The sequence below is a fragment of the Maritalea sp. S77 genome, from assembly GCF_049801075.1.
GTDB lineage: Bacteria > Pseudomonadota > Alphaproteobacteria > Rhizobiales > Devosiaceae > Maritalea.
In genome coordinates this window covers 126,520-146,607 of the sequence record NZ_JBNAGG010000004.1, presented here as the reverse complement: position 1 = coordinate 146,607, position 20,088 = coordinate 126,520, and the positions used below count along the sequence as shown (strand labels likewise).

At 51.8% G+C, this 20,088-nt stretch carries 23 protein-coding genes; 15 read left to right on the top strand and 8 right to left on the bottom strand.

Translation table 11 applies throughout. From position 1 onward, the window contains the following. The first annotated feature begins 96 nt into the window (after positions 1–96). Positions 97–1,116: a flagellar motor protein MotA gene (locus ACP15Y_RS13780; RefSeq protein ID WP_424983680.1), complete on the top strand. Its 1,020-nt coding sequence runs from the start codon at positions 97–99 to the stop codon at positions 1,114–1,116. Then, positions 1,117–2,139 carry a peptidoglycan -binding protein gene (locus ACP15Y_RS13775; protein WP_424983679.1) on the top strand — a complete coding sequence of 341 codons (1,023 nt, stop codon included), beginning with the start codon at positions 1,117–1,119 and terminating at the stop codon, positions 2,137–2,139. A gap of 159 nt (positions 2,140–2,298) precedes the next feature. On the opposite strand, the gene ACP15Y_RS13770 is transcribed toward ACP15Y_RS13775, so the two are convergent. After that, a complete protein-coding gene (locus ACP15Y_RS13770) occupies positions 2,299–4,116 on the bottom strand; it encodes an ABC transporter transmembrane domain-containing protein (protein ID WP_424983678.1) in 1,818 nt (605 codons plus the stop codon). Positions 4,117–4,340: 224 nt separating this feature from the next. On the opposite strand from ACP15Y_RS13770, the gene rpmE reads away from it, so the two are divergent. Then, positions 4,341–4,562: a 50S ribosomal protein L31 gene (gene rpmE / locus ACP15Y_RS13765; RefSeq protein ID WP_236115330.1), complete on the top strand. Its 222-nt coding sequence runs from the start codon at positions 4,341–4,343 to the stop codon at positions 4,560–4,562. An 80-nt stretch (positions 4,563–4,642) separates the two neighbouring features. On the opposite strand, the gene ACP15Y_RS13760 is transcribed toward rpmE, so the two are convergent. The 3 genes from ACP15Y_RS13760 to ACP15Y_RS13750 all read right to left on the bottom strand — a co-directional run bounded on the left by ACP15Y_RS13760 (position 4,643) and on the right by ACP15Y_RS13750 (position 7,136). After that, a complete protein-coding gene (locus tag ACP15Y_RS13760; protein ID WP_424983677.1) occupies positions 4,643–5,149 on the bottom strand; it encodes a DUF1465 family protein in 507 nt (168 codons plus the stop codon). A gap of 310 nt (positions 5,150–5,459) precedes the next feature. Next, on the bottom strand, positions 5,460–6,848 hold the full coding sequence (locus ACP15Y_RS13755) for an amidase family protein (protein WP_424983676.1): 1,389 nt from the start codon (positions 6,846–6,848) through the stop codon (positions 5,460–5,462). A gap of 96 nt (positions 6,849–6,944) precedes the next feature. Continuing rightward, the gene (locus ACP15Y_RS13750) at positions 6,945–7,136 is read right to left on the bottom strand and encodes a DUF1192 domain-containing protein (protein WP_424983675.1); all 192 of its coding nucleotides are present in this window, start codon (positions 7,134–7,136) and stop codon (positions 6,945–6,947) included. A gap of 79 nt (positions 7,137–7,215) precedes the next feature. On the opposite strand from ACP15Y_RS13750, the gene ACP15Y_RS13745 reads away from it, so the two are divergent. The 5 genes from ACP15Y_RS13745 (at position 7,216) to ACP15Y_RS13725 (ending at position 12,379) form a co-directional block, all read left to right on the top strand. After that, complete coding sequence (locus ACP15Y_RS13745) at positions 7,216–8,226, top strand: NAD(P)H-quinone oxidoreductase (protein WP_424983674.1); 1,011 nt, start codon at positions 7,216–7,218, stop codon at positions 8,224–8,226. A gap of 126 nt (positions 8,227–8,352) precedes the next feature. Beyond that, the gene (locus ACP15Y_RS13740; protein ID WP_424983673.1) at positions 8,353–9,090 is read left to right on the top strand and encodes a DUF1013 domain-containing protein; all 738 of its coding nucleotides are present in this window, start codon (positions 8,353–8,355) and stop codon (positions 9,088–9,090) included. 64 nt (positions 9,091–9,154) lie between these two features. Next, the gene (locus ACP15Y_RS13735) at positions 9,155–9,721 is read left to right on the top strand and encodes an NAD(P)H-dependent oxidoreductase (RefSeq protein ID WP_424983672.1); all 567 of its coding nucleotides are present in this window, start codon (positions 9,155–9,157) and stop codon (positions 9,719–9,721) included. Further along, complete coding sequence (locus ACP15Y_RS13730; protein WP_424983670.1) at positions 9,711–11,609, top strand: monovalent cation:proton antiporter-2 (CPA2) family protein; 1,899 nt, start codon at positions 9,711–9,713, stop codon at positions 11,607–11,609. Before ACP15Y_RS13735 ends, ACP15Y_RS13730 begins: the two co-directional genes overlap by 11 nt. 5 nt (positions 11,610–11,614) lie before the next feature. Further along, positions 11,615–12,379 (top strand): sulfite exporter TauE/SafE family protein, encoded by a 765-nt coding sequence (locus tag ACP15Y_RS13725; RefSeq protein ID WP_424983669.1) that lies wholly within the window; start codon positions 11,615–11,617, stop codon positions 12,377–12,379. A 98-nt stretch (positions 12,380–12,477) separates the two neighbouring features. On the opposite strand, the gene ACP15Y_RS13720 is transcribed toward ACP15Y_RS13725, so the two are convergent. Beyond that, positions 12,478–12,654: a YdcH family protein gene (locus ACP15Y_RS13720; protein ID WP_424983668.1), complete on the bottom strand. Its 177-nt coding sequence runs from the start codon at positions 12,652–12,654 to the stop codon at positions 12,478–12,480. 188 nt (positions 12,655–12,842) lie between these two features. On the opposite strand from ACP15Y_RS13720, the gene ACP15Y_RS13715 reads away from it, so the two are divergent. The 4 genes from ACP15Y_RS13715 (at position 12,843) to rpsU (ending at position 15,082) form a co-directional block, all read left to right on the top strand. After that, positions 12,843–13,055, top strand: coding sequence for a YdcH family protein (locus ACP15Y_RS13715; protein WP_424983849.1), 213 nt, complete (start codon positions 12,843–12,845; stop codon positions 13,053–13,055). An 86-nt stretch (positions 13,056–13,141) separates the two neighbouring features. Further along, positions 13,142–13,633, top strand: coding sequence for a 5-(carboxyamino)imidazole ribonucleotide mutase (gene purE / locus ACP15Y_RS13710; protein WP_424983667.1), 492 nt, complete (start codon positions 13,142–13,144; stop codon positions 13,631–13,633). Position 13,634: 1 nt separating this feature from the next. Further along, positions 13,635–14,717 (top strand): 5-(carboxyamino)imidazole ribonucleotide synthase, encoded by a 1,083-nt coding sequence (locus ACP15Y_RS13705; protein WP_424983666.1) that lies wholly within the window; start codon positions 13,635–13,637, stop codon positions 14,715–14,717. Positions 14,718–14,866: 149 nt separating this feature from the next. Continuing rightward, on the top strand, positions 14,867–15,082 hold the full coding sequence (gene rpsU, locus ACP15Y_RS13700; protein ID WP_133572023.1) for a 30S ribosomal protein S21: 216 nt from the start codon (positions 14,867–14,869) through the stop codon (positions 15,080–15,082). Between the two features lie 66 nt (positions 15,083–15,148). On the opposite strand, the gene ACP15Y_RS13695 is transcribed toward rpsU, so the two are convergent. Continuing rightward, entirely contained in the window at positions 15,149–15,814 is a 666-nt protein-coding gene (locus tag ACP15Y_RS13695) for a DsbA family oxidoreductase (RefSeq protein ID WP_424983665.1), read from the bottom strand. Positions 15,815–15,825: 11 nt separating this feature from the next. On the opposite strand from ACP15Y_RS13695, the gene ACP15Y_RS13690 reads away from it, so the two are divergent. Together ACP15Y_RS13690 and ACP15Y_RS13685 are read left to right on the top strand one after the other, a co-directional pair. Further along, positions 15,826–16,653 carry a DUF6058 family natural product biosynthesis protein gene (locus ACP15Y_RS13690; protein WP_424983664.1) on the top strand — a complete coding sequence of 276 codons (828 nt, stop codon included), beginning with the start codon at positions 15,826–15,828 and terminating at the stop codon, positions 16,651–16,653. Beyond that, positions 16,650–17,330, top strand: a complete 681-nt coding sequence (locus tag ACP15Y_RS13685; protein ID WP_424983663.1) for an ArsR/SmtB family transcription factor — start codon at positions 16,650–16,652, stop codon at positions 17,328–17,330. The genes ACP15Y_RS13690 and ACP15Y_RS13685 overlap by 4 nt, the downstream gene beginning before the upstream one ends. Here the strand turns inward: ACP15Y_RS13685 and ACP15Y_RS13680 are convergent. Both ACP15Y_RS13680 and ACP15Y_RS13675 read right to left on the bottom strand, forming a co-directional pair. Further along, positions 17,327–18,970 carry a hypothetical protein gene (locus tag ACP15Y_RS13680; RefSeq protein WP_424983662.1) on the bottom strand — a complete coding sequence of 548 codons (1,644 nt, stop codon included), beginning with the start codon at positions 18,968–18,970 and terminating at the stop codon, positions 17,327–17,329. The genes ACP15Y_RS13685 and ACP15Y_RS13680 overlap by 4 nt on opposite strands. Before the next feature lie 26 nt (positions 18,971–18,996). Further along, on the bottom strand, positions 18,997–19,458 hold the full coding sequence (locus tag ACP15Y_RS13675; protein WP_424983661.1) for a MarR family winged helix-turn-helix transcriptional regulator: 462 nt from the start codon (positions 19,456–19,458) through the stop codon (positions 18,997–18,999). 80 nt (positions 19,459–19,538) lie between these two features. Here ACP15Y_RS13675 and ACP15Y_RS13670 point away from each other — a divergent pair, with 80 nt between their 5' ends. Then, positions 19,539–20,066, top strand: a complete 528-nt coding sequence (locus ACP15Y_RS13670) for a cytochrome b (protein ID WP_424983660.1) — start codon at positions 19,539–19,541, stop codon at positions 20,064–20,066. Positions 20,067–20,088: the final 22 nt, after the last annotated feature.

Here is a 20,088-nt window from a genome sequence, read left to right as displayed (position 1 = left end):
GTCCGAGGACAATTTTGTATTGTCACGCGGGAGTACACTCTCTAGAATCGCGTCCCAAGTGGTTCGCACTTTCGGGGAAGAGGGAATTTTTCAAGTATGGCACCGTCTTACGATCCTTATCGTCTATCCAGCCCAACTATCTATCTGATCAAGATGATCATCTTCCTGATCATCGTAGCGATGATCGCGATCATTCTCGCCCCGCAATTGACTGAGGCGTTCTGGTCAAACCCCTTCATCAATTTGGTGATTTTGGGCGCACTTGTGGTCGGCATTGTGCTGAGCTTTATTCAAGTGATCAGGCTCTTCTCAGAGGTAAACTGGGTCAATGGATTGCAGGACGGCAATCCCAACTCCAGCCAACCCCGATTGTTGATGCCAGTGGCCGCCATTTTGCGCGATCAACTGGGCGAAACCGTTATCACGCCAGCCTCCATGCGCTCGATCCTCGATTCAGTGGGCAACCGTCTGGACGAAGCGAAAGACACGTCACGCTATCTTACTGGCCTCCTCGTCTTTCTCGGCCTATTGGGCACCTTCTACGGCTTGCTACAAACCGTGAGCTCAGTGGGCGATGTGATCGCGTCCCTCGACGTCACCAACAATGATTCGGGCAATCTGTTTTCAAACCTCAAAGATGGGCTCGAAGCCCCCCTTTCCGGCATGGGCACCGCCTTTGCATCATCCCTATTTGGTTTGAGTGGCTCATTGATATTGGGCTTCCTAGACTTGCAAGCGAGCCAAGCGCAGAACGCTTTCTATACTGATCTGGAAGACTGGATGTCTTCCATGACAGAACTCGACCACCCAATGACCCAAATGCAGGCCAATCAGATGGGTGTTGATGGCACCAGCATGCAAGCGATGGTGGAACAATTGGGCGCCACAATGCAAAACTCATCTTCGTCGCAAAATGCAATCCGCGCCATGGCGGAGCTGGCGCACGGGTTAGACGGCCTCACCAAACTTATCCGCACACAGCAAGAAGATCTGCGCAGCCATATTGACGACCAAGCCGAAAACAACGCGCAAATGCGCAAATTGGTCGATGCCCTGCTGCAATCTGTAGACGATGAGCAATCTGGCAGAAAAGATAAGGGCAAAGGGGACGAATAAATGGCTCTTTCCCGCTCTCGCCGCCAAGCGCGACAAGATTATTGGCCCGGCTTTGTGGATGCCATGGCGAGCCTCTTGCTGGTCATTATCTTCCTCTTGTCCGTCTTTATGCTTGCGCAGTTTTTCCTCAGCCAAGAGATTTTGGGCAAAGATTCCGCCCTTACGCGCCTTAATTCGCAAATCGCTGAGCTGACCGAATTGCTGCAACTAGAGCGCGCCAATAATGATGATCTTGAAACGACCATCGCCTCTTTGTCTGCCACATTGGCTGGCGCAGAGAGTGAACGCGACCAGCTGCAATCACAATTAGCGGGCTTAGGCGCAGGCGTTTCTGATAAAGATGATCGCATTGCCGCACTAACCAGTGACTTGGCAGAAGAACGCGAAATCAGCGATGAAGCCGCGGCCCAAGTGGCTCTACTAAACCAGCAATTATCCGCATTGCGGTCGCAGATTGCCGCGCTTGAACAAGCACTTGAAGCCAGCGAACAACGCGATGTTGAAAGCCGCACCCGCATTTCAGATTTGGGTCGCCGCCTCAACTTAGCCTTGGCTCAACGGGTGCAAGACCTATCTCGCTATCGGTCAGACTTTTTCGGCAGATTGCGCGAAATTCTTGCCGACCGCAGCGACATCAGGATCGAAGGCGACCGCTTTGTCTTCCAATCAGAAGTGCTGTTTAGCGCCGGCAGCGCCGACGTTGCGAATGCTGGCTTAGATGACCTAGACGCACTTGCCGACGCGATCAAAGAACTAGAAGGGGAAATCCCACCTGAAATTCCGTGGGTTCTGCAAATTGGCGGCCACACCGACAAACGCCCCATCAACACGCCACGCTTCCCCTCAAACTGGGAACTATCCGCCAGCCGCGCCATATCCGTTGCGAAATATTTGGTGGATCAAGGCATCTCGCCCCAACGGCTGGTTGCCGCAGGCTTTGGTGAATTCCAGCCAATCGAAGATGGCGACACAGAAGAAGCCTACCGCCGCAACCGCCGTATCGAATTTAAGCTGACAAACTAAACGCTCAGCCGCTGAGACACAAATACCGCCACCACCGGACTTGATCCGTTGGTCCACGAAGCCATTAAAGAACGGCAAAACGTCAAAAGCTGCATGGACCGCCGGTTCTGGCCCGGCATTGAAGCGAAGTGAACTCAGAAGCGCGTTGGCTGAAAAAATCTATTGTTGAAACTGCAATTTTGCCAATTCCGCATACCGGCCGCCCTTGGCGATCAGTTGATCGTGTGTTCCCTCATCGATCACTTTGCCGCCTTCCATCACCACAATCCGGTCGGCATTTTTGATGGTGGCCAAACGGTGCGCGATCACCAAAGTGGTGCGGCCAACCATGAGCCGTTCAAGCGCTGCTTGCACTTTGGTTTCGCTCTCAGCATCCAACGCACTCGTGGCTTCATCTAGCAATAGAATTGGCGCATCTTTTAGCAAGGCACGTGCGATTGCCACACGCTGCTTTTGCCCACCGGACAACATCACCCCGCGCTCGCCAACGATCGAATCGTAGCCATCTTCAAGCCGAGAAACAAAGTCGTCCACCAGCGCCACTTCCGCTGCTGCTTTCACCTCTTCATCACTGGCCTCAGGCTTCCCAAACCGAATATTGTCGGCAATCGAGCCCGAGAACATGACAGAGTCCTGTTCTACATAGGCAAAGCGCTGGCGCAGATTTTGAAAACCCACCTGACGCACATCGACACCATCGACCTTTACGCTACCCGCAGATGCATCATAAAAGCGCTGCAATAGCGAAAACAGGGTCGACTTGCCCGCGCCCGACGCGCCGACCAACGCGACAGTTTCCCCCGACTTCACATCCAAATTGATGCCATTCAATACGGGCTCATCCTGGCGGGTAAGGTAGCGGAATTCCACATCCTCAAATGTGACCGTGCCCAATGCAGGCTCGGGCAAAGCCAAAGGCTTAACGGGCGTTTCGATGGTGGGGTGTGTGTCCAAAATTTCAGTAATCCGCTCACTGGCACCAGCCACTGTTTGCAGCGTGCCCAAAATCTCAGAAATCCCGGTCAATGTGCCCGTCGCCATCATGGCGTAAATCATAAACTGGCTAAGCTCGCCCACAGTGATCTGCTCGGCGATCACCAATTGTGTTCCCACCCACACAAGCGCCACAAGCGCTGTAGCGGTCAAAAACATGACGAAGGCAATCATGCCAGCGCGCACCAGCAGCCGCGCCACTTCCGATTGATAGCTGCCTTCGGCATAGCCTGCATATTCTTCATTGCGATGCTTTTCTTGGGTGAAGGCCTTGATGGTTTTAATTGCCCCGAAAGTTTCCGTGGCCATAGCCGCGAGATCGGCAATCTTGTCCTGCTGGCGACGAGACAAATTGCGGATATAGCGCCCGAGCCACACCACAGGAAAAACCAAAACGGGGATCACAATAATCACCGTCATCGCCAGATAAGGTGAAGTGATAAACATCATCAACACGGCGCCCGACAGCATCACGCTGGAGCGCAACACCACAGGCAGTGCAGAATCGAGTGCACCGCGCACAATGCCCACATCGCTGGTGATGCGCGAAATCAGCTCACCTGTGCGGTTTGTGTCAAAAAACGTAATGTCCAAATCCACCAAATGCTTGAACACCGCACGGCGAATATCTGTGATCACGCGCATCCCGATGACGGAAATAAAATAGAATCGCGCCGCAGATGCCACAGCCATCACACCGGCAACCGAGATGATCACCAGAGAATATTGATTGATGACTTCAAGATTTTGCGTGACAAATCCTTCATCAATCACATTACCTGCCAAATAGGGAATGGTGAGTGACGCAATGGCCGCGACCAGCAAAAACAAAGCAGTAAGACCCAAGCGCACCGGATAGTTCAACACAAAGGGCAGCAGGGCCCGCAGCGGCTTCACGCCTTTGACCGCTTTGCGCTCAGAAAGCACAATTTGTTTCAAACGCTCATCGGTCGGCTTGGTTGGTGCCGCGCTTTGCTCTGACATATAATAATCCGGTTGTTGGTGTGCCGACAAAATAGGTATTGCCCGGCAGAACATCAATAGGTTGCGCTCGAAACAGTACGCCTGTTGCGCAAATGCGTAAACTCTCTCTTGCGCCCAGTCCAATCTTGTTATAGAACCCCGGCAACGAAACGAATTTCGCGGGTCGCGCAAGGCATGAATTGCGCCTTGGCTCGCCTTTTACACTTTTTGAAGGTAAGCAAAAGATGAAAAAAGATCTTCATCCTGATTATCACATGATCAAAGTGGTCATGACTGATGGCACTGAATATCAGACCCGTTCAACTTGGGGTTCTGAAGGCGACACAATGCAGTTGGACATCGATCCAAAAACACACCCTGCATGGACTGGTGGTTCTGGCCAGTTGATGGACCGTGGTGGTCGCGTTTCTCGCTTTAAAGAGAAATTCAAAGGCATTTTGGGCTAAGCCTCAAAATTTCACTTTGAAATCAAAAACCCGGCCTTCGCGCCGGGTTTTTTGTGTTTTGATAAAACGAAATAGAATGTCTAGCGCTGAAAAGCGTCTTTAAGCCGCGCCAATTGATTGACCACCACATTATCTGTGGGTTGATTTTGCTCGTCGCGCTCCATCGCATCTAGCGCCAATATGCGTTTGTGCAACGCGTTCGCCCGCAAAATCATGTCGTGCATTTGTGTGGGCAGCAGTTCCCAATCCACATGTTCATCGCCAATCGCCATGGCGTTCAACTCAACACGCCGATCTTCATTGCGCGCATCATCCATTGAGATTTCGCCCTCTTTCACCGCACGGCGCAACAGCAACCAACTGGCCAATTGCATCAAACGTGTAGTGAGCTGCATGCTTTGGCTGGCATAAAGCAGGGCAGCGTCGCGGCTAAGAGTTTTTGATTCAGCGCGGCCGTCGCCATCCAAATAGCTGGCAACCTCTTCCACCAGCGCCATACCTTCGCGGTAAAGCTGGCTAAAGCCACCTGCTTCCACCAATTTTGGGCCAAGTGATTGTGGGCCTTGCTCGTTTTGATTCTCGCTCACGCCGACAGTCCCTCAAATTTCCTCAGTTATTGATGTTTGCACATTATAGAGCCAAAGCCTTAACAAACAAACATGGCCGCATGCGGGCAAATCCGCACCCGAAGCCAAAAAACTAGCCCTAAAAAGAAAAAAGAGCCGTCGAAGCGGCTCTCAAAGTTAACAGGGAGGCGTCAAACAGAGTGTAAAAACCGCTCTGCTAGATCCAGACCATGCTGGATAATGGCAAGTTAACCGCAAATGATTAATGCAACCTTAATCGGAGTCATTTTTTTAACCTTACTCATTTGCTCCCACTTAGGCTTAACGAGTTCTATCCGCTGGCTAGCCTTGCCGCTACAGCCAGCAAAGCCGCCTCCTCATGGGGACGACCAATCAATTGCGCACCTACGGGCAAGCCTTTTGACGTGAAGCCGATGGGCAAGGTGACAACAGGAAAGCCGAGCAATGAAATTGCCCCCGTGTAATAGGTCAACCCATCAAAATAGCTGAGCGAATGGTGATCAACGCAAAACAAATGGTCGTAATCACGAATGCCATTATGATCATGCGTTGGCTCAACATGTTCAAAGGCAGACATAGGGGTCACCGGCGTCACAATGGCATCCAGATCACCAAAAGCGGCGAGTGTATCCGCAATATAGTTTTCCCGCCGTTGAAGCGCCGCTTTATAGGCTTTTTTTGATCGTCCATAGCCGCTTTGCACATGGGTGAGAAAATCCGGTGATCGCTTCGCAGCATCTCGCCCGAAAATTCGTGCTGCCAAGCGCGCGGTCCATGGCATCAAGCCGCCCGTCTCATATCCCATCAAAAACGCAAAATCATGCCGTCTTGGCGCTGCAAATAGATCCATATCGACATGGCCAAACTGCACGCCCTTGCATGAGGCCCTTTTTTGCCAGCGGTCGAACACCGCACTCATCTTGCGTTCAAGAGGGTGCGCCTGCCCTTGTGGCAACCAGCCCAGCTTGATGTTTTGCGCTTCGCGCTGCAGCAAGCTTTCTGGAATATCAACGTCACCCTGCATCATGCGATAGCCGATCCAGAGGTCGTCTGCGCAACGCCCCAAAAGCCCCGGCCTCGCGAAATGCGGTAATGTTGCCTGCTCATCGAGCAACATGCCTTTATTGGAAAACTGCCCTTCACTGGGCAGCAAACGCATCACGCCACAAAAGCTGGCAGGTATGCGCAAAGAACCTGAAAGGTCAGCACCAATATCAATCAGGCTCATGCCTGTCGCCACAGCTGCCGCACCGCCGCCAGAGCTGCCACCAGCAGTGCACCTCACATCATGCGGATTATTGGTACGATGCCCGGCACCATCAACGGCCTGAAAGTCTAAGGCCAAAGGTGGCATATTTGTACGACCGATAAAGTGAGCACCATTTTGGCGAAGCGCTGCAAGGGCTGGCGCATCATGCTGGCTTGCACTTTGGCCGAGCTGACCAAAGCCGAACCCCACCCGCGTACCCGCAAGGTGAAATTGATCTTTGATCGTGATGGGCAATCCGGCCAAGGGCCCAGGTTCAGGATTGGGCAAATCTGCGTGCGGGCAAAAGGCACCGATCTGTTCGTCGAACTGTTGGCGCCGTTCAGAAAGTTGCGCGGTTAAGTGTGCGTTGGCCTCCTGCGCAATATCAAAGCCGTCAGCAAATATTTCTCGCAGACGCGGCAGGCGGGGATGGACGGTAAAATCGGACATGATGGCGCACCAAAACAAAGCCTACCTTTACCGTGAACACTGGCGAAGTTCTTTGTCCAATCTTGCTCAATAACGTCCCCAAATCGGGATCAGGCATCAAAACTTAAACACGGAGTCCGCAGCGCTTTTGCTGCTTTTCTTATCGTCAATTGCCGTTTCAAGCCGAACAATTTCAGTTTTCAGCGCTGCAATGCGCTCCACCAGCTCATCAATAGAAAGATCGTCAAGCGATGCACCAAGCTCATGTACCACACCTTTTTTAGTGGATGGTGAAACATCTTCGTCCATTTGCCGTTCTCCTTAAACCTGCTAGCCTTAACCCGCTTTGATCGTAATTTTGATTCAAGCAAATCAAAAGGATTTTCTTATGAGCCAGTCAGAAAAAATAAGCGCTGTTGAAATTGAAACACCCGGCGGCCCTGAAGCTTTAGTGACCACACAAATTGACAAGCCCTATGCCTATCCTGGCCAAGTGCTGATCAAAGTTAAAGCAGCAGGCATTAATCGACCGGACATTTTGCAACGCAAAGGGCTTTACCCGGCCCCTGAAGGCGCGTCGCCCCTACCCGGCCTCGAAGTCTCAGGCATCATTGAAGATATTGGCCGTTCGACCGACCAAACCCCAACCTCATTGCAAGTAGGCGATGAAGTTGTGGCGCTCACCAATGGTGGTGGCTATGCTGAGTATGTCAGTGTGCCTTGGGGCCAAGTTTTGCCAAAACCAGCCGGGTGGAGCTTTGCCGAAGCAGCCACAATCCCTGAAACATTTTTCACTGTGCAACAAACATTGATCGACCGCGCAAAACCAGGTGAGACAGATTGGGTTTTAGTGCATGGCGGCGCTGGTGGCATCGGCGCAACGGCCATCCAACTGGCCAAGTTGGCTGGCGCAAAAGTGCTCACCACAGGCTCAACAGATCAAAAGCTGACCTATTGCAAGCAAATGGGCGCAGACGTGGCAATCAACTATATGACAGAGGACTTTGTTGAACGCACCAAAACCGAAACGGGCAAAGGCGCGAACATTATTGTCGATTTCATCGGCGGCGATTATGTCGACCGCAATCTACGCGCAGCCGCGCCAGACGCAACAATCATTCAATTGGCCAATCTTGGTGGGCGTGAAGCCAATGTGACGATGGGGCTGGTCGTTGCCAAACGCCTCACCTTGTTCGGCTCCACATTGCGGGCACAACCAGATGACGTAAAGGCGAACATCGCCAACAATCTTTTGCAGCAAGTTTGGCCAGCCATTGAAAAAGGCACCATCAAAAAACCAATGCTCAAAACCTTCTCCATGGACGAAGCGGCGAAAGCCCATGAGGCCATGGACGCCAATGACCATATTGGCAAAATCGTGCTGGAAATGGGGACATAAGCTCCAGTTTAACAAAATGTGATTGCAACAAACCGGTCAAATCACTATAACAGGGGCAATCCCCCAAATTTTCAGCTTGAAAGGGGCGTGCAAATCTAAAGCGGTTTGCACCCAAAGGAAGATATTATGGCGACTACACTTTTAATGCCCAAAGCAACAGCCGTTTGGTTGGTCGATAATACTGGCCTGACCTTTGATCAGATTGCCCATTTCTGCAACTTGCATCCCCTTGAAGTGCAGGGCATCGCCGATGGCGATGTGGCCGGCGGCATTAAGGGCGCAAACCCCGTTCAAATGGGTCAATTGGCCCGCGAAGAAATTGAAAAGGGTGAAAAAGACTCGAACTATCGTTTGCAGCTTTCAGGCCCAAAAACAATTGTGGCCAAGCATAAGCGTCGCGGTCCGCGCTATACGCCAGTGTCTAAGCGGCAGGAAAAGCCAAATGCGATCCTGTGGTTGGTGCGCAATCACCCTGAGTTGAAAGACGCACAATTGATGCGCCTTGTGGGCACCACAAAGCCAACTATTGAATCTGTGCGCGAACGCACCCACTGGAACGCGGCCAACCAAACTCCAGCTGATCCAGTAACTTTGGGCCTATGTACCCAAGTGGAATTGGACATGGAAGTGCGCAAAGCGGCGAAAGATCGTCCGCCTGAGCAAGAGCGTGTTGAAGAATCTGGCTTGTTGACCGCTGAAGAAGCGATGGCGCGTGTTTCAGATCAAGTGAGCACTGGCCACAACCTGTTCGACACGACAGATGGTGACCAGCCGCAATCTGAAGAAGAGCGCGAATATGACGTGGATAGCGTGTTCGGCAGTTTGGGCAGCTTGAAGTCCGACGACGACGAACAAAGTTCTTAAAATACCTATTGAAAATCACACCGGGTTCGCCGCATCATATCTCCAACATGATTTGGAGACTTATATGGCGAACCCGGTGCTTTTTGTGATTGCCCATCCTGATTTAGGCCAATCGCGGGCCAACCGACATTTTGCTGCCAGCGCCAAATCTGTCGAAGGTATAGAGGTGCTCGACCTCTATAAAACTTATCCTGACATGTTTGTTGATGGCAGCCACGAGCGCCACCGCATTGATGACAAATCAACACTGGTCCTCCAATTTCCCATCTATTGGTACGCAGCGCCGGGGCTGCTCAAAGAATGGATCGACCGTACCTTTTCTTATGGTTGGGCCTACGGCACCAACGGTAATGCCTTGAAGGGCAAAAACTTTATGCTGTCGATTGCCACCGGGTCAGAAGAAAAGGCCTATTCAGCCGACGGCCAGCACAATTATCCGCTGCAAGAATTTTTGTTACCCTACAAACAAACCGCACATTTTTGCGGCATGAACTGGCTTGAGCCGCTGGTCTATTACCACGCGCGCGCCAGCGAAAAAGAACAATTGCTGGCCCATGGCGAAAAGCTGAAAAATAGGCTCACCGAATTGAAACAACTTGCCCCACAGCAGGAGATGCCTCATGGAGCATAGCTTCCTGCTCGCCTGCTTTATCTTTTTGTCTGCCGCGGTGATTGTGGTGCCCTTCGCCAAAGCAACGGGCCTTGGCTCAGTGCTTGGCTATTTGCTCGCCGGGATCATCATCGGCCCATATGGATTGCGATTGGTAACTGACCCGGAAACCATTTTGCATTTCTCCGAATTTGGCGTGGTGATGATGCTGTTCCTTATCGGGCTGGAACTGCAAGTGCGCGAACTTTGGTCCATGCGCAACAAGCTGTTCGGCTTGGGGCTGCCACAAGTGCTGATCACGGCAATGGTGCTGGCGATCATCGGCTATCTCGCTTCAATGCCATGGCAATCCGCCGTGATTATGGGGTTAGGCCTGGCGCTCTCCTCCACAGCAATTGTACTGAAAATTATTGAAGAGCGCGGCATCATGGCCACCAATACAGGTCGATCTGCCTTTTCAGTTTTGCTATTGCAAGATATAGCCGTCATCCCGATTTTGGCGATCATTCCCCTGTTGGCCTTGCCGGAACTCGCAGGGCATACCCCGGCAGACGATGGCCATGGTGCAGCGGCGGCAACCGAAGGCGGCTGGCAGGTGGCGGCAAAAACCGCCCTTGTGTTCGCCACCATGTATCTATCGGGTCGCTATTTGCTCCGCCCTGTCATGCGCTTTATCGCCAAAAGCGGCGTACGTGAGATTTTCACTGCGCTATCACTCCTTTTGGTAGTGGCCGCGGCCTTGCTGATGGAGTGGATCAATGTTTCCGCTGCGCTCGGCGCGTTCATGGTGGGCATGATTTTGGCCGACAGCGAATATCGCCACGAGCTCGAAAGCGACATTGAACCTTTTAAGGGCCTTTTGCTGGGTCTGTTCTTTATCTCTGTGGGCATGAGCATTGAATTTTCTGTACTGCTCAATAATCCGCTGCTGATCGCCAGCATGGTGGCCGGATTGGCCATCATCAAACTGGTCATCTTGTGGGGCCTCGGCACCATCTTTAGATTCCACATTGCCGACCGAATGCTCTTCGCCATCATTTTGGCACAAGGCGGTGAATTTGGCTTTGTGCTCTTCCAGTTCGCCACAGCGTCAGGGGCACTATTGCCCGAACATGCAGATCTGCTCAATGTGACTGTTGCTATTTCCATGGTGATCACGCCGATCCTCATTCTGATCTATGACCGACTGCTGGCGCCAAAGATGGTGCGCGACACACAGGCAGAACGTGAGCCAGACGATATTTCAGTGCGCAACCGGGTGATCGTGTTGGGCTATGGCCGTTTTGGCCAAATCGTAACCCGCCTTATCACCGCCCAAGGTTTTGAAGCAACTTTGATCGACCACGATGCAGAGCAAATCGATCTGGTAAAGCGCTTCGACACCAAAGTGTTTTTTGGTGATGCCCGCCGGGCCGATCTTCTGGCTGCGGCTGGGGCACGTGAAGCGCAAATATTGATCATTGCTATTCACAATCCCAATACCGTCACCGAAATTGCGGCAATGGTGAAAAAGCACTTCCCACACATCACCATTTTGGCACGGGCGCGAGACCGCAACCACGCCCATGAATTGTTGGATGTTGGGGTGAAAGATTTTGTGCGCGACACATTCCATTCTGGCCTTCAGCTCGGCATCAAGGCGCTGGTCGCGCTTGGCTATGAAGAGCACCGCGCCCACCGCTTGGCCAAAACCTTCGCCCGGCATGATATCAAGATGCTGCATGAAGCCTATGAGATCAAAGATGATATGGAAGCCATGATCGGCCATGCCCGCACAGCGAAAGAATTGCTGGCGCAAGTTATGGAATCCGACTTGGTCGACCTGGACCCCGCCAATGCCACCAACTGGACATCTGAAAAGAACACGAACGACATAGAGCGCGAAAACAAAGCCCGCTCTCAGGAATAACCCAATTGACCTTTTTCGATATCGACCCCCACCTCTATATGGTGGCGGCTCTCAGCATTTTTATGGTCTCTTTGTCTAAGTCCGGCCTGATCGCCGCCTTGGGCATTGTCGGCGTGCCCTTACTCACCTTGGTGATGCCTGCGCGCGAGGCGGCGGGCATGATGCTGCCCCTACTCTTATTTATGGACGCTATCGGGTTTGTCGCCCTGCGCAAACAAGTGTCTTGGCCCAACTTGCGTATTTTGTTGCCAGCGGCGATCACCGGGATCGTGCTTGGGTGGGCGTTTTACGCTTTCATTTCAGAAGCGATGGTGCGGCTGATGATTGGAATCATCACGGTCATCTTCTGCCTTGATGCATGGTTGCCACTGCGCAAAGCGCTCACTGGCCTGCCACCTTCAAAACCATGGGGCTGGTTTTGGGGCTCGCTTGCCGGGTTCACCAGCTTTGTAAGCCACACAGGCGGCCCTCCCTTCCAAATCTATATGCTGCCCCAACGCCTTTCGCCTGTGCTCTATGCCGGCACAACGGTGATCTTTTTCACCACGGTCAATTTGGTCAAATTGATTCCCTATGCCGCGCTTGGCCAATTGTCTGTCAGCAATCTAACACTCGCCGTCAGCTTGCTACCCGTAGCTGCGATTGGCATGGCCGTCGGCATCTTTTTGGTGAAACGCATCAATGCGAACCTATTTTATCATATCGCCTATGTCTTTGCATTCCTGCTGGGGTTGAAACTGCTATATGACGGGCTGATGGCCTTTATCTAGACCCGGCTTGGCGCTTAAAAAACAAAAAGGCCGCGGGGCTTCCCGTGGCCTTCATTCATCCAAACGCTTAAAGTTTATTGGACTTTCACTTACACTACTTATTGACGCGTTTGCGCCTGCAACCTCGACATTTCATCTTTCAGCTCGAGCTTTTTACGCTTCAGCATGCCGATCTTGAGTTCGTCAAGTGCCGGTCGCTGCATCTCTTGATGAATCTCATCATCAATAGATGCATGTCGCCTTTCGAGCGCGTTGAGGTGGGAAGTTGTGGTCATGAAGTCTTCCTTTCTCTCATATGAACGAAGGAAGTGTGACAAAAAAATGAAGGCCTGTCCAATGGCAATTTTGTGGCGATTTTGTTCAATTTTTTGCACATTTGTTAAAACTCAGTGCAATTGATTGAAATATGAGGTAAAATGCTGGCGTATTGCGTAACCACCGAACAGACGGTCATTCTGTAATGATGCATTTAACCACCGAACAAAAAGCAAAAATGGGCACTGAATTGGCGACAAAACGCCAAGAGCACAAAGATCTAGATGCGTCCATCAATGCTCTTTTGGCCACTGGGTGCCAAGACGCGATGATGCTGCAGCGGCTGAAAAAGAAAAAGCTGACCATCAAAGATCGCATCACATATCTCGAACAGTTCGTGATTCCCGATATCATCGCCTAAAGGCTTACTGTTTCGCTGCCACGAAAGCTTGCAAATCCGGCGTTATTGGGCTAAACGCCTTTTTTGACATTTTGCGAGGGGCTGAAATGCCAACCAACCCGCCAATTGCCATCGTTATGGGGTCTCAATCAGACTGGGCCACCATGCGCCATACCGCTGATACGCTCGATCAACTTGGCATCGACTATGAAGCGCGCATTGTTTCCGCACATCGCACACCGGATCGCATGTATGAGTTTGCCAAATCTGCAGAGGATTTGGGCTTTAAAACCATCATCGCAGGCGCTGGCGGTGCTGCCCACCTGCCCGGCATGGTCGCTGCATTGACCCACCTACCCGTGTTCGGTGTGCCCGTGCAATCCAAAGCCCTATCTGGCAAGGATAGCCTTTACTCCATCGTGCAAATGCCCGCAGGCATTCCTGTTGGCACTTTGGCCATCGGCCAAGCAGGTGCCACAAACGCCGCGCTTTTGGCAGCGGCCGTGGTCGCCTTGTTTGATGAAGATGCCCGCGACGCGCTGATAGCCTATCGCAACGCCCGCACCGAAGCGGTCAACGAGTTTCCAAAAGACGAATAATATGAACAACCAACTTCAGCCCGGCGCAACCATTGGCATTCTTGGCGGTGGACAATTGGGGCGTATGCTCGCACTCGCCGCCCACCGATTGGGCTTGAAGGTCCATATTTTTTGCCCGGATGCGCAAAGCCCTGCGTTTGAGGTGACACCGCACAAAACCGTGGCCGAATATGGCGACATGCAGGCCCTTGAGCAGTTTGCCAAATCCATCGATCTGGTCACCTATGAATTTGAAAATGTGCCCGCCGAAACGGCACAAGCCATTCTAGGCTTTAACGTGCCACTGGCACCTGGCGCCAAAGCGCTTGCCACCGCGCAAGATAGGTTGGTGGAAAAGAACTTCATTGAAAGCGCTGGCGTGCCTGTCGCGCCGTTTGCCAATGTGGAAAGCCAAGCAGACTTAGAAAACGCTGTGCAAACCATTGGATTGCCTGCGGTGCTGAAAACCCGCCGGTTCGGCTATGATGGCAAAGGCCAATTGTTCTTGCACAAGCCCGAAGATGTTGTTGGCGCCTTCAAAGAGCTGGGCGAAAACCCTTGCGTGTTGGAAGGCTTCGTGGCCTTTGACCGCGAGATATCAGTCATTATCGCCCGCACAGCCAATGGCGAAATCGCCGCCTATGATCCGGCAGAAAATGTGCACCAAAATGCAATTTTGCACACCAGCACTGTGCCCGCCACTATCTCGGGAAATTTGCAACAGGATGCGCTAGATGCAGCATCTAAAATCGCAACCAGCCTCGAATATGTCGGCGTGATGGGCGTTGAATTTTTCGTCAGCGATGCCAACGCACAATTGGTAGTGAATGAGATTGCACCACGGGTCCACAATTCTGGCCATTGGACAGAAGCGGCATGTCTGATCTCTCAATTCGAGCAACATATTCGTGCTATTGCCAATTGGCCTCTGGGCGATACCGCGCGCCATTCAAATGTGGTGATGACCAACCTGCTTGGCAAAGACATTGATCAAGTGGCTGGCCCCATCGATTCCAACAGCATGGTGCATCATTACGGCAAATATGAAGTTCGTCCGGGCCGCAAGCTGGGCCATATCAACCAGATTTCGCCCAAAAACAGCTGATTTTCGCCTCAAAATCCTGTTCACTCGCTAGACAAATAGGATTCAATTTGCTATTGACCACGCCAACGATGGCTGGATGGTCCAGCTGGCGTCGGCAGTTTATTGGCCGAGGCCTGATTTTAACAACCAATTTAAAGGCGGTGTAGCGCGTGCAAGTAGTCGTTCGCGATAACAATGTAGATCAAGCTCTTCGGGCTTTGAAAAAGAAACTTCAACGCGAAGGTGTATTTCGTGAAATGAAGTTGCGTAACTACTATGAGAAGCCTTCTGAGAAAAAGGCACGTCAAAAGGCCGAAGCCGTTCGTCGGGCCCGCAAGTTGGCACGCAAGCGTGCACAACGCGAAGGCCTTGTCGGCGGTCGCTAAGATTTACGCCTTTTGCTAAAAATTAAAAAACGCCGCTCTTTTGAGCGGCGTTTTTGTTTGTCCAGTTTATGCTGGCTGATCCGGTTGCGGCATCGACTCACCTGATAATATCTGCTCAAATACTTGATCAAAAACTTCGTCCGGCTGCGCGCCAGACATGGCATATTGCTCATTGAAAATGAAAAACGGCACGCCCTGCACTCCTTGCTTGCTGGCGTCCGCCGCAGCCTTTTCAATATGCGCTTTCAAATCTTCGCGCTGCACCAAATGGAAAATCTCGTCCCGGTCAAATCCATGCGCCCCAGCCAGATCAGCCAAGAAGTCAGGATCAGAAATGTCCTCAGCCTTCAGATAGTTGGCACGGCTTAGCGCCAAAGCCACATCTTGCTGCTTGTCTTTTTCTTTTGCAATCGCAATCAAAATCTGTGCCCGTTGCGTCGGATAGCGCATCTCTTGCTTGCGCATATCAAGATCAAGGCCAGCTTTCTTGCCTTCTTCTTCCAACCGATCCCACATATCGTCAGGCGCCTGACCATATTTAAGTTCCAAAACCTGACGAGCATTTTCGCCCCCTTCAGGTGTGTTGGCATCCAGCAAATAGGCATGATGTGTCAGTTCAACTTCCACATCCGGATCTAACCGCTTCAAGGCTTGATCAAACCGTGTCAGCCCCACCAAACACCAAGGGCAGGCAGGATCTGAAAACAAGTCGATCTTGATTTTTTTCGACATAAAAGTCTCCCGTGATTCGTCGCCTCAGCCTAGGGGGTTTGAAAGCCCATGACAAATCACGACCAATTGTGGCTGACGCCACCAAACGAACAGTTCGACCATCATCGAAGCATCGCACAATTGTTCTGCTCTATTTTGCCAACATGACAAACTTAATCGACGATATCGAAGCCTATTTGGCGACCCATTTTCAGCCCACTAAAGCCCATGCAGCAGCGTGCGATATAAACATCGATCAATTGGAAGATCTTATCGCAAAAGGCCTTTATCCAGGTGCCTCTTACAAAGTTCAACACAAGTTCCTGTGCAATTCCTTTGTCGCAAACGAAGAGCTTCAAACTGATAGCACCCTGTATAAAATCAGCCATCGAAATTGGTATGAGGCGATCAAGCAGGAAAACATCACGAAAGAAGCAAGTGCATTTGACCTTTTTACCACCCGCTATCATGCGGCACATCACGCCCACTTCAACAGGGAGATCGGCCAAATCATGCAGCAGCTTTGGCCCGCCATTGCCAAGCCGCCTAAAATGCGGGACTTGGCAGCGAGTTGGTCATATTTCAAAGAGGGCGTTTATGGGGTTTGCACCAGCGATGGCCTGCCTGAAACAATATTTCAAAAGCAATATGGTGTTCGATTTATGGATCATGTCATGTCCGCACCCGCCCAACATGCGCCGGAGGTGGAAAAGCTAATTCGACAGATCATAGATTGGCTCGATGGGGTGATCGCGCCTTTTCCACCGCATGAAATCGCGACCTCTTCACGCCAACGCTGCATCGTGAATGCGCGAATTCGCTTTCACCAAACCGACCCAGCCGATAAACTGGTACGATGAAAGAAGGTCCGCCCATTGCCCATATCGCCACCCTGATTGGTGACCCGGCCCGCGCCAACATGCTGGGTGCGCTAATGTCTGGCAAGGCGCTGACAGCGACTGAGCTGGCAAATGAGGCGCAGATCACCCGACAAACCGCCAGTGCGCATCTTAAAAAGCTCACGGAAGGCCAATTGCTGATCCAAAGGCATCAGGGTCGGCATAAATATTATGCGCTGGCAAATGAAGAAGTGGCTCTCACCATAGCTGGCTTGATGGGATTAGCGGACCTCACAGGGCAAAGCCGCACCCGCACGGGCCCAAAGGACGAAGCATTGCGCACCGCGCGCGCTTGCTACAATCATTTGGCAGGTGAAAAGGGCGTATGGCTCTATGAGAGCCTGTGCAAACAAGGCCACCTTGACCATAAGGATGGCGCCCTATATCTGACCGACAATGGCCGCGCTTTTGCCCTTGCGTTTGGTATCGACATCGACGAGCTAGACGCAAAATCATCCGCTATCTGCCGCGAATGTTTAGATTGGAGCGCCAGACGCTCGCACCTCGCCGGAAGCCTTGGCCGCGCATTTCTAACCCGCTTTGAAGAAATCGGCTGGGCCTATCGCGCACCAAACAGCCGCGCGGTAATCTTCACCCCACGCGGCAATCGAGAATTCGCCAATCATTTTCCGCGTTAGTCGCCCTTCAAGTTCACCGCATCACGCATGTGTTGTACATTGGAGCTGACTCGATCTGATTTGGGATCAGTATCAGTCCAATAAAGTGTGTGGGTCACGAAGCGCGATTTGCTGCCGAAACGCTCATAGGTGATTTTCACATTACGATCGCAGATACCTTGACCAAAACGCCCTGCCCCAGCAAGCGGGCCACCCAACACATCGCCTTGCCAGAAGAAGAACGGGTTATGTTCATCATAAAAGTTGGTCCACCGCACAGCGGAGAAAACCGCCCCGTGATGGGCATAGGCATGTTCAGCACTCACCGCCCAATCCGTGCGTGTTTTTGGGATGGGCCGGTCCGCGGCGAAATCGACCGGATCGTTGGAATAGAGTACACCAAAATCGTCATTGAAGACTTGTGGCGGGGATGTTGGGAAAAGGCGTTCTTTTTTCAGCTTACCAAAATTCACTGCACCGCGTGCCAGCAAAAATTGCGCATGGCTTAGGGGCGACCCAGCGGTGATGAAATCTGTAATTTTCCAATAGGAATTGCTTTTGCGGCTATCCTTGCGGACCACAGGGCCTTGCAATCGAATGGCTTCAGCCACACCAGATTGAACAGCACGATAGCGCCGCAAATCAGCGTCCGACCATGGGTTTATCCCGTATTTTTTATTGAGTTCTTGCACCAAATGATCGTGATCCGCCAATGCCTGCCGCACCCTTTCGCCGGGCGGGTTTTCATTGGTCGGACCCAACTCCTCCCACAGCAAATGCAAAATATCGTAGGCGACTACTGAGCCAAGCGAGTGCGCAACAATCACAATCCGTTCATAGGCTGGGTCTTCATGCAAACGCCGCAACAATTGCAAACCGCGGTCCCGCACCAAATGCCGTCCAGCAACAGTATCCGGATGCGCACCCAAATAACCCGCAACATCTCCCAGATAGGGCAAGAAAATCAAAGAGGTGGCAAAGGACAAAAGGATTGTTAGGCTGACCACCAACGTCCGCAGGGTTAAATCTTCTGTCAGGAAGATCAGATAATAAACCACCAGCCCGATCACCGCATAGCTAGGCCATCGCAACAGCCACCGCAGCGAGGTGATCCGCGCGGCGACCAAGATCATCAGGACAAGGCAAAGCAATCCCAAAAAGCTAACGCCAGGCACGCTCAAACGCGCCTGCTTTGCGGCTTCCGACCAAAAATCGATGCCAAATTGTGTGGCTATCCCAAGGAACAAAACTGACAGCATGACCCACAGGATCAAAACCACAAGAAAGCACAGTGCCGTCCATGGCCAAACCATGCGCTCCAACACATATTCTGGCCGCACCCTAATCACGCGCAGCAACCAGCGCCAAAGGTTCTTTAGCTTGGCATTATCAAGAATGTCAGCGTAATAGAATTCGAAAAAATCGGTACGGCATCCGTCCTGCATGGCAGGCGTTGTGATGCGCTGAAGGTCATGACTGCCCGTCTTAATATCCGGCACAATCCAGCTTTTATTGCCATCTTCATCGCGGTTTTGCGGGTCATCAAGTTTGATGGTGTCATCAGTGGTCCAAAGCGCATCCACAATCGTGCGCATTGTGCCCATGGGGCGCTGCTCGCCCATGCCATGCACCACAATCACCGCTTGCTTCTTACGCGCCATACTGCCCCTACTCCGCCTTTGGTCCCTCACCCATCAGAATCGGGTGAAATCGCTGTCGCCGCATTATTATGCAAACGCGACAAGAGATCAAAAAGCATCTCCTGTTCTGTCGCACTCATCCCCGCCAATAAAATCTCATTCATTTGACGATAAAATGTTGCAAGCTCTCTTTTCTCTTCGCCACGCACAGACAAATAAAGAAGCGACGTGCGACCATCATTTTCATCCGCACGCTTTTCCAACCATCCCGCATTTTCCATCCGGTCGGTGAGCCGCGACATGGCCGGCAACGCATTGTTGGTGAATTTGCACAATGCCCCCACGCTGATCCCGTCCTGCTGCCACAAGGCGCTTAAAACCACCCATTGCTGCAAGGTTAAATCATGCGGCGCCAAGAGCTTATTTGCCAATTGATTCACCCGTGCGCTTGCGCGGGAAACAGCACGGCCGATTGAGGTGGGCGCGATGAGGTTATGTGGCTGTGTCAATGAAATCTCCATATTTTTATTTACATGTAAATATATTTTGTTTACATGTAATATAAATGCTTTAGCCACTGGAGGGCACCATGTCAAATCCAACACACTCCGTCACACGCTATTCCGGTCCAACGCGCGGGCTGCATTGGGGCATTGCCCTTTTATTGATCATCACTTTTGCTTTGGGCGTGATACTCAACAATAGTCTTGCTGACGATCTCAAGTTTTTGCTGATCAAGTTCCACGCCCCACTCGGCATTCTTGTTGGATTGCTCACCTTGGTCCGCACCTATTTTGCCTTTAAACACGCGCGACCTGCGCCAGATGCAAGCTGGTCACCGCTGGTGAAATGGGCCTCCAAAATCACCCATATCCTGCTTTATGTTTTGCCGTTGGCTTTGGTGGTTTCGGGCATGGCAATTATGACATTGTCGGGCCTGAGCGAGATGCTCTTTTCCGGGCAAATGCAAGGCTGGCCGAGCATGGAGAATCTTTTGCCTCGCCAAGGCCATGGTCTTTTGTCGAAACTGCTGCTGGCCGCCATTATTTTGCATATCGCAGGCGCGATCTATCATCAGCGGATTGTTAAAGACGATCTGTTGGCCCGCATGAAATAGCAGCCAACAAAAAAGGGCGCCA

Coding starts and splice junctions, on each gene's coding strand:
- ACP15Y_RS13780 (WP_424983680.1), top strand. CDS start 97: ATGGCACCGTCTTACGATCCTTATCGTCTATCCAGCCCAACTATCTAT.
- ACP15Y_RS13775 (WP_424983679.1), top strand. CDS start 1,117: ATGGCTCTTTCCCGCTCTCGCCGCCAAGCGCGACAAGATTATTGGCCC.
- ACP15Y_RS13770 (WP_424983678.1), bottom strand. CDS start 4,116: ATGTCAGAGCAAAGCGCGGCACCAACCAAGCCGACCGATGAGCGTTTG.
- rpmE (WP_236115330.1), top strand. CDS start 4,341: ATGAAAAAAGATCTTCATCCTGATTATCACATGATCAAAGTGGTCATG.
- ACP15Y_RS13755 (WP_424983676.1), bottom strand. CDS start 6,848: ATGTCCGATTTTACCGTCCATCCCCGCCTGCCGCGTCTGCGAGAAATA.
- ACP15Y_RS13750 (WP_424983675.1), bottom strand. CDS start 7,136: ATGGACGAAGATGTTTCACCATCCACTAAAAAAGGTGTGGTACATGAG.
- ACP15Y_RS13745 (WP_424983674.1), top strand. CDS start 7,216: ATGAGCCAGTCAGAAAAAATAAGCGCTGTTGAAATTGAAACACCCGGC.
- ACP15Y_RS13740 (WP_424983673.1), top strand. CDS start 8,353: ATGGCGACTACACTTTTAATGCCCAAAGCAACAGCCGTTTGGTTGGTC.
- ACP15Y_RS13735 (WP_424983672.1), top strand. CDS start 9,155: ATGGCGAACCCGGTGCTTTTTGTGATTGCCCATCCTGATTTAGGCCAA.
- ACP15Y_RS13730 (WP_424983670.1), top strand. CDS start 9,711: ATGGAGCATAGCTTCCTGCTCGCCTGCTTTATCTTTTTGTCTGCCGCG.
- ACP15Y_RS13720 (WP_424983668.1), bottom strand. CDS start 12,654: ATGACCACAACTTCCCACCTCAACGCGCTCGAAAGGCGACATGCATCT.
- ACP15Y_RS13715 (WP_424983849.1), top strand. CDS start 12,843: ATGCATTTAACCACCGAACAAAAAGCAAAAATGGGCACTGAATTGGCG.
- purE (WP_424983667.1), top strand. CDS start 13,142: ATGCCAACCAACCCGCCAATTGCCATCGTTATGGGGTCTCAATCAGAC.
- ACP15Y_RS13705 (WP_424983666.1), top strand. CDS start 13,635: ATGAACAACCAACTTCAGCCCGGCGCAACCATTGGCATTCTTGGCGGT.
- ACP15Y_RS13695 (WP_424983665.1), bottom strand. CDS start 15,814: ATGTCGAAAAAAATCAAGATCGACTTGTTTTCAGATCCTGCCTGCCCT.
- ACP15Y_RS13685 (WP_424983663.1), top strand. CDS start 16,650: ATGAAAGAAGGTCCGCCCATTGCCCATATCGCCACCCTGATTGGTGAC.
- ACP15Y_RS13680 (WP_424983662.1), bottom strand. CDS start 18,970: ATGGCGCGTAAGAAGCAAGCGGTGATTGTGGTGCATGGCATGGGCGAG.
- ACP15Y_RS13670 (WP_424983660.1), top strand. CDS start 19,539: ATGTCAAATCCAACACACTCCGTCACACGCTATTCCGGTCCAACGCGC.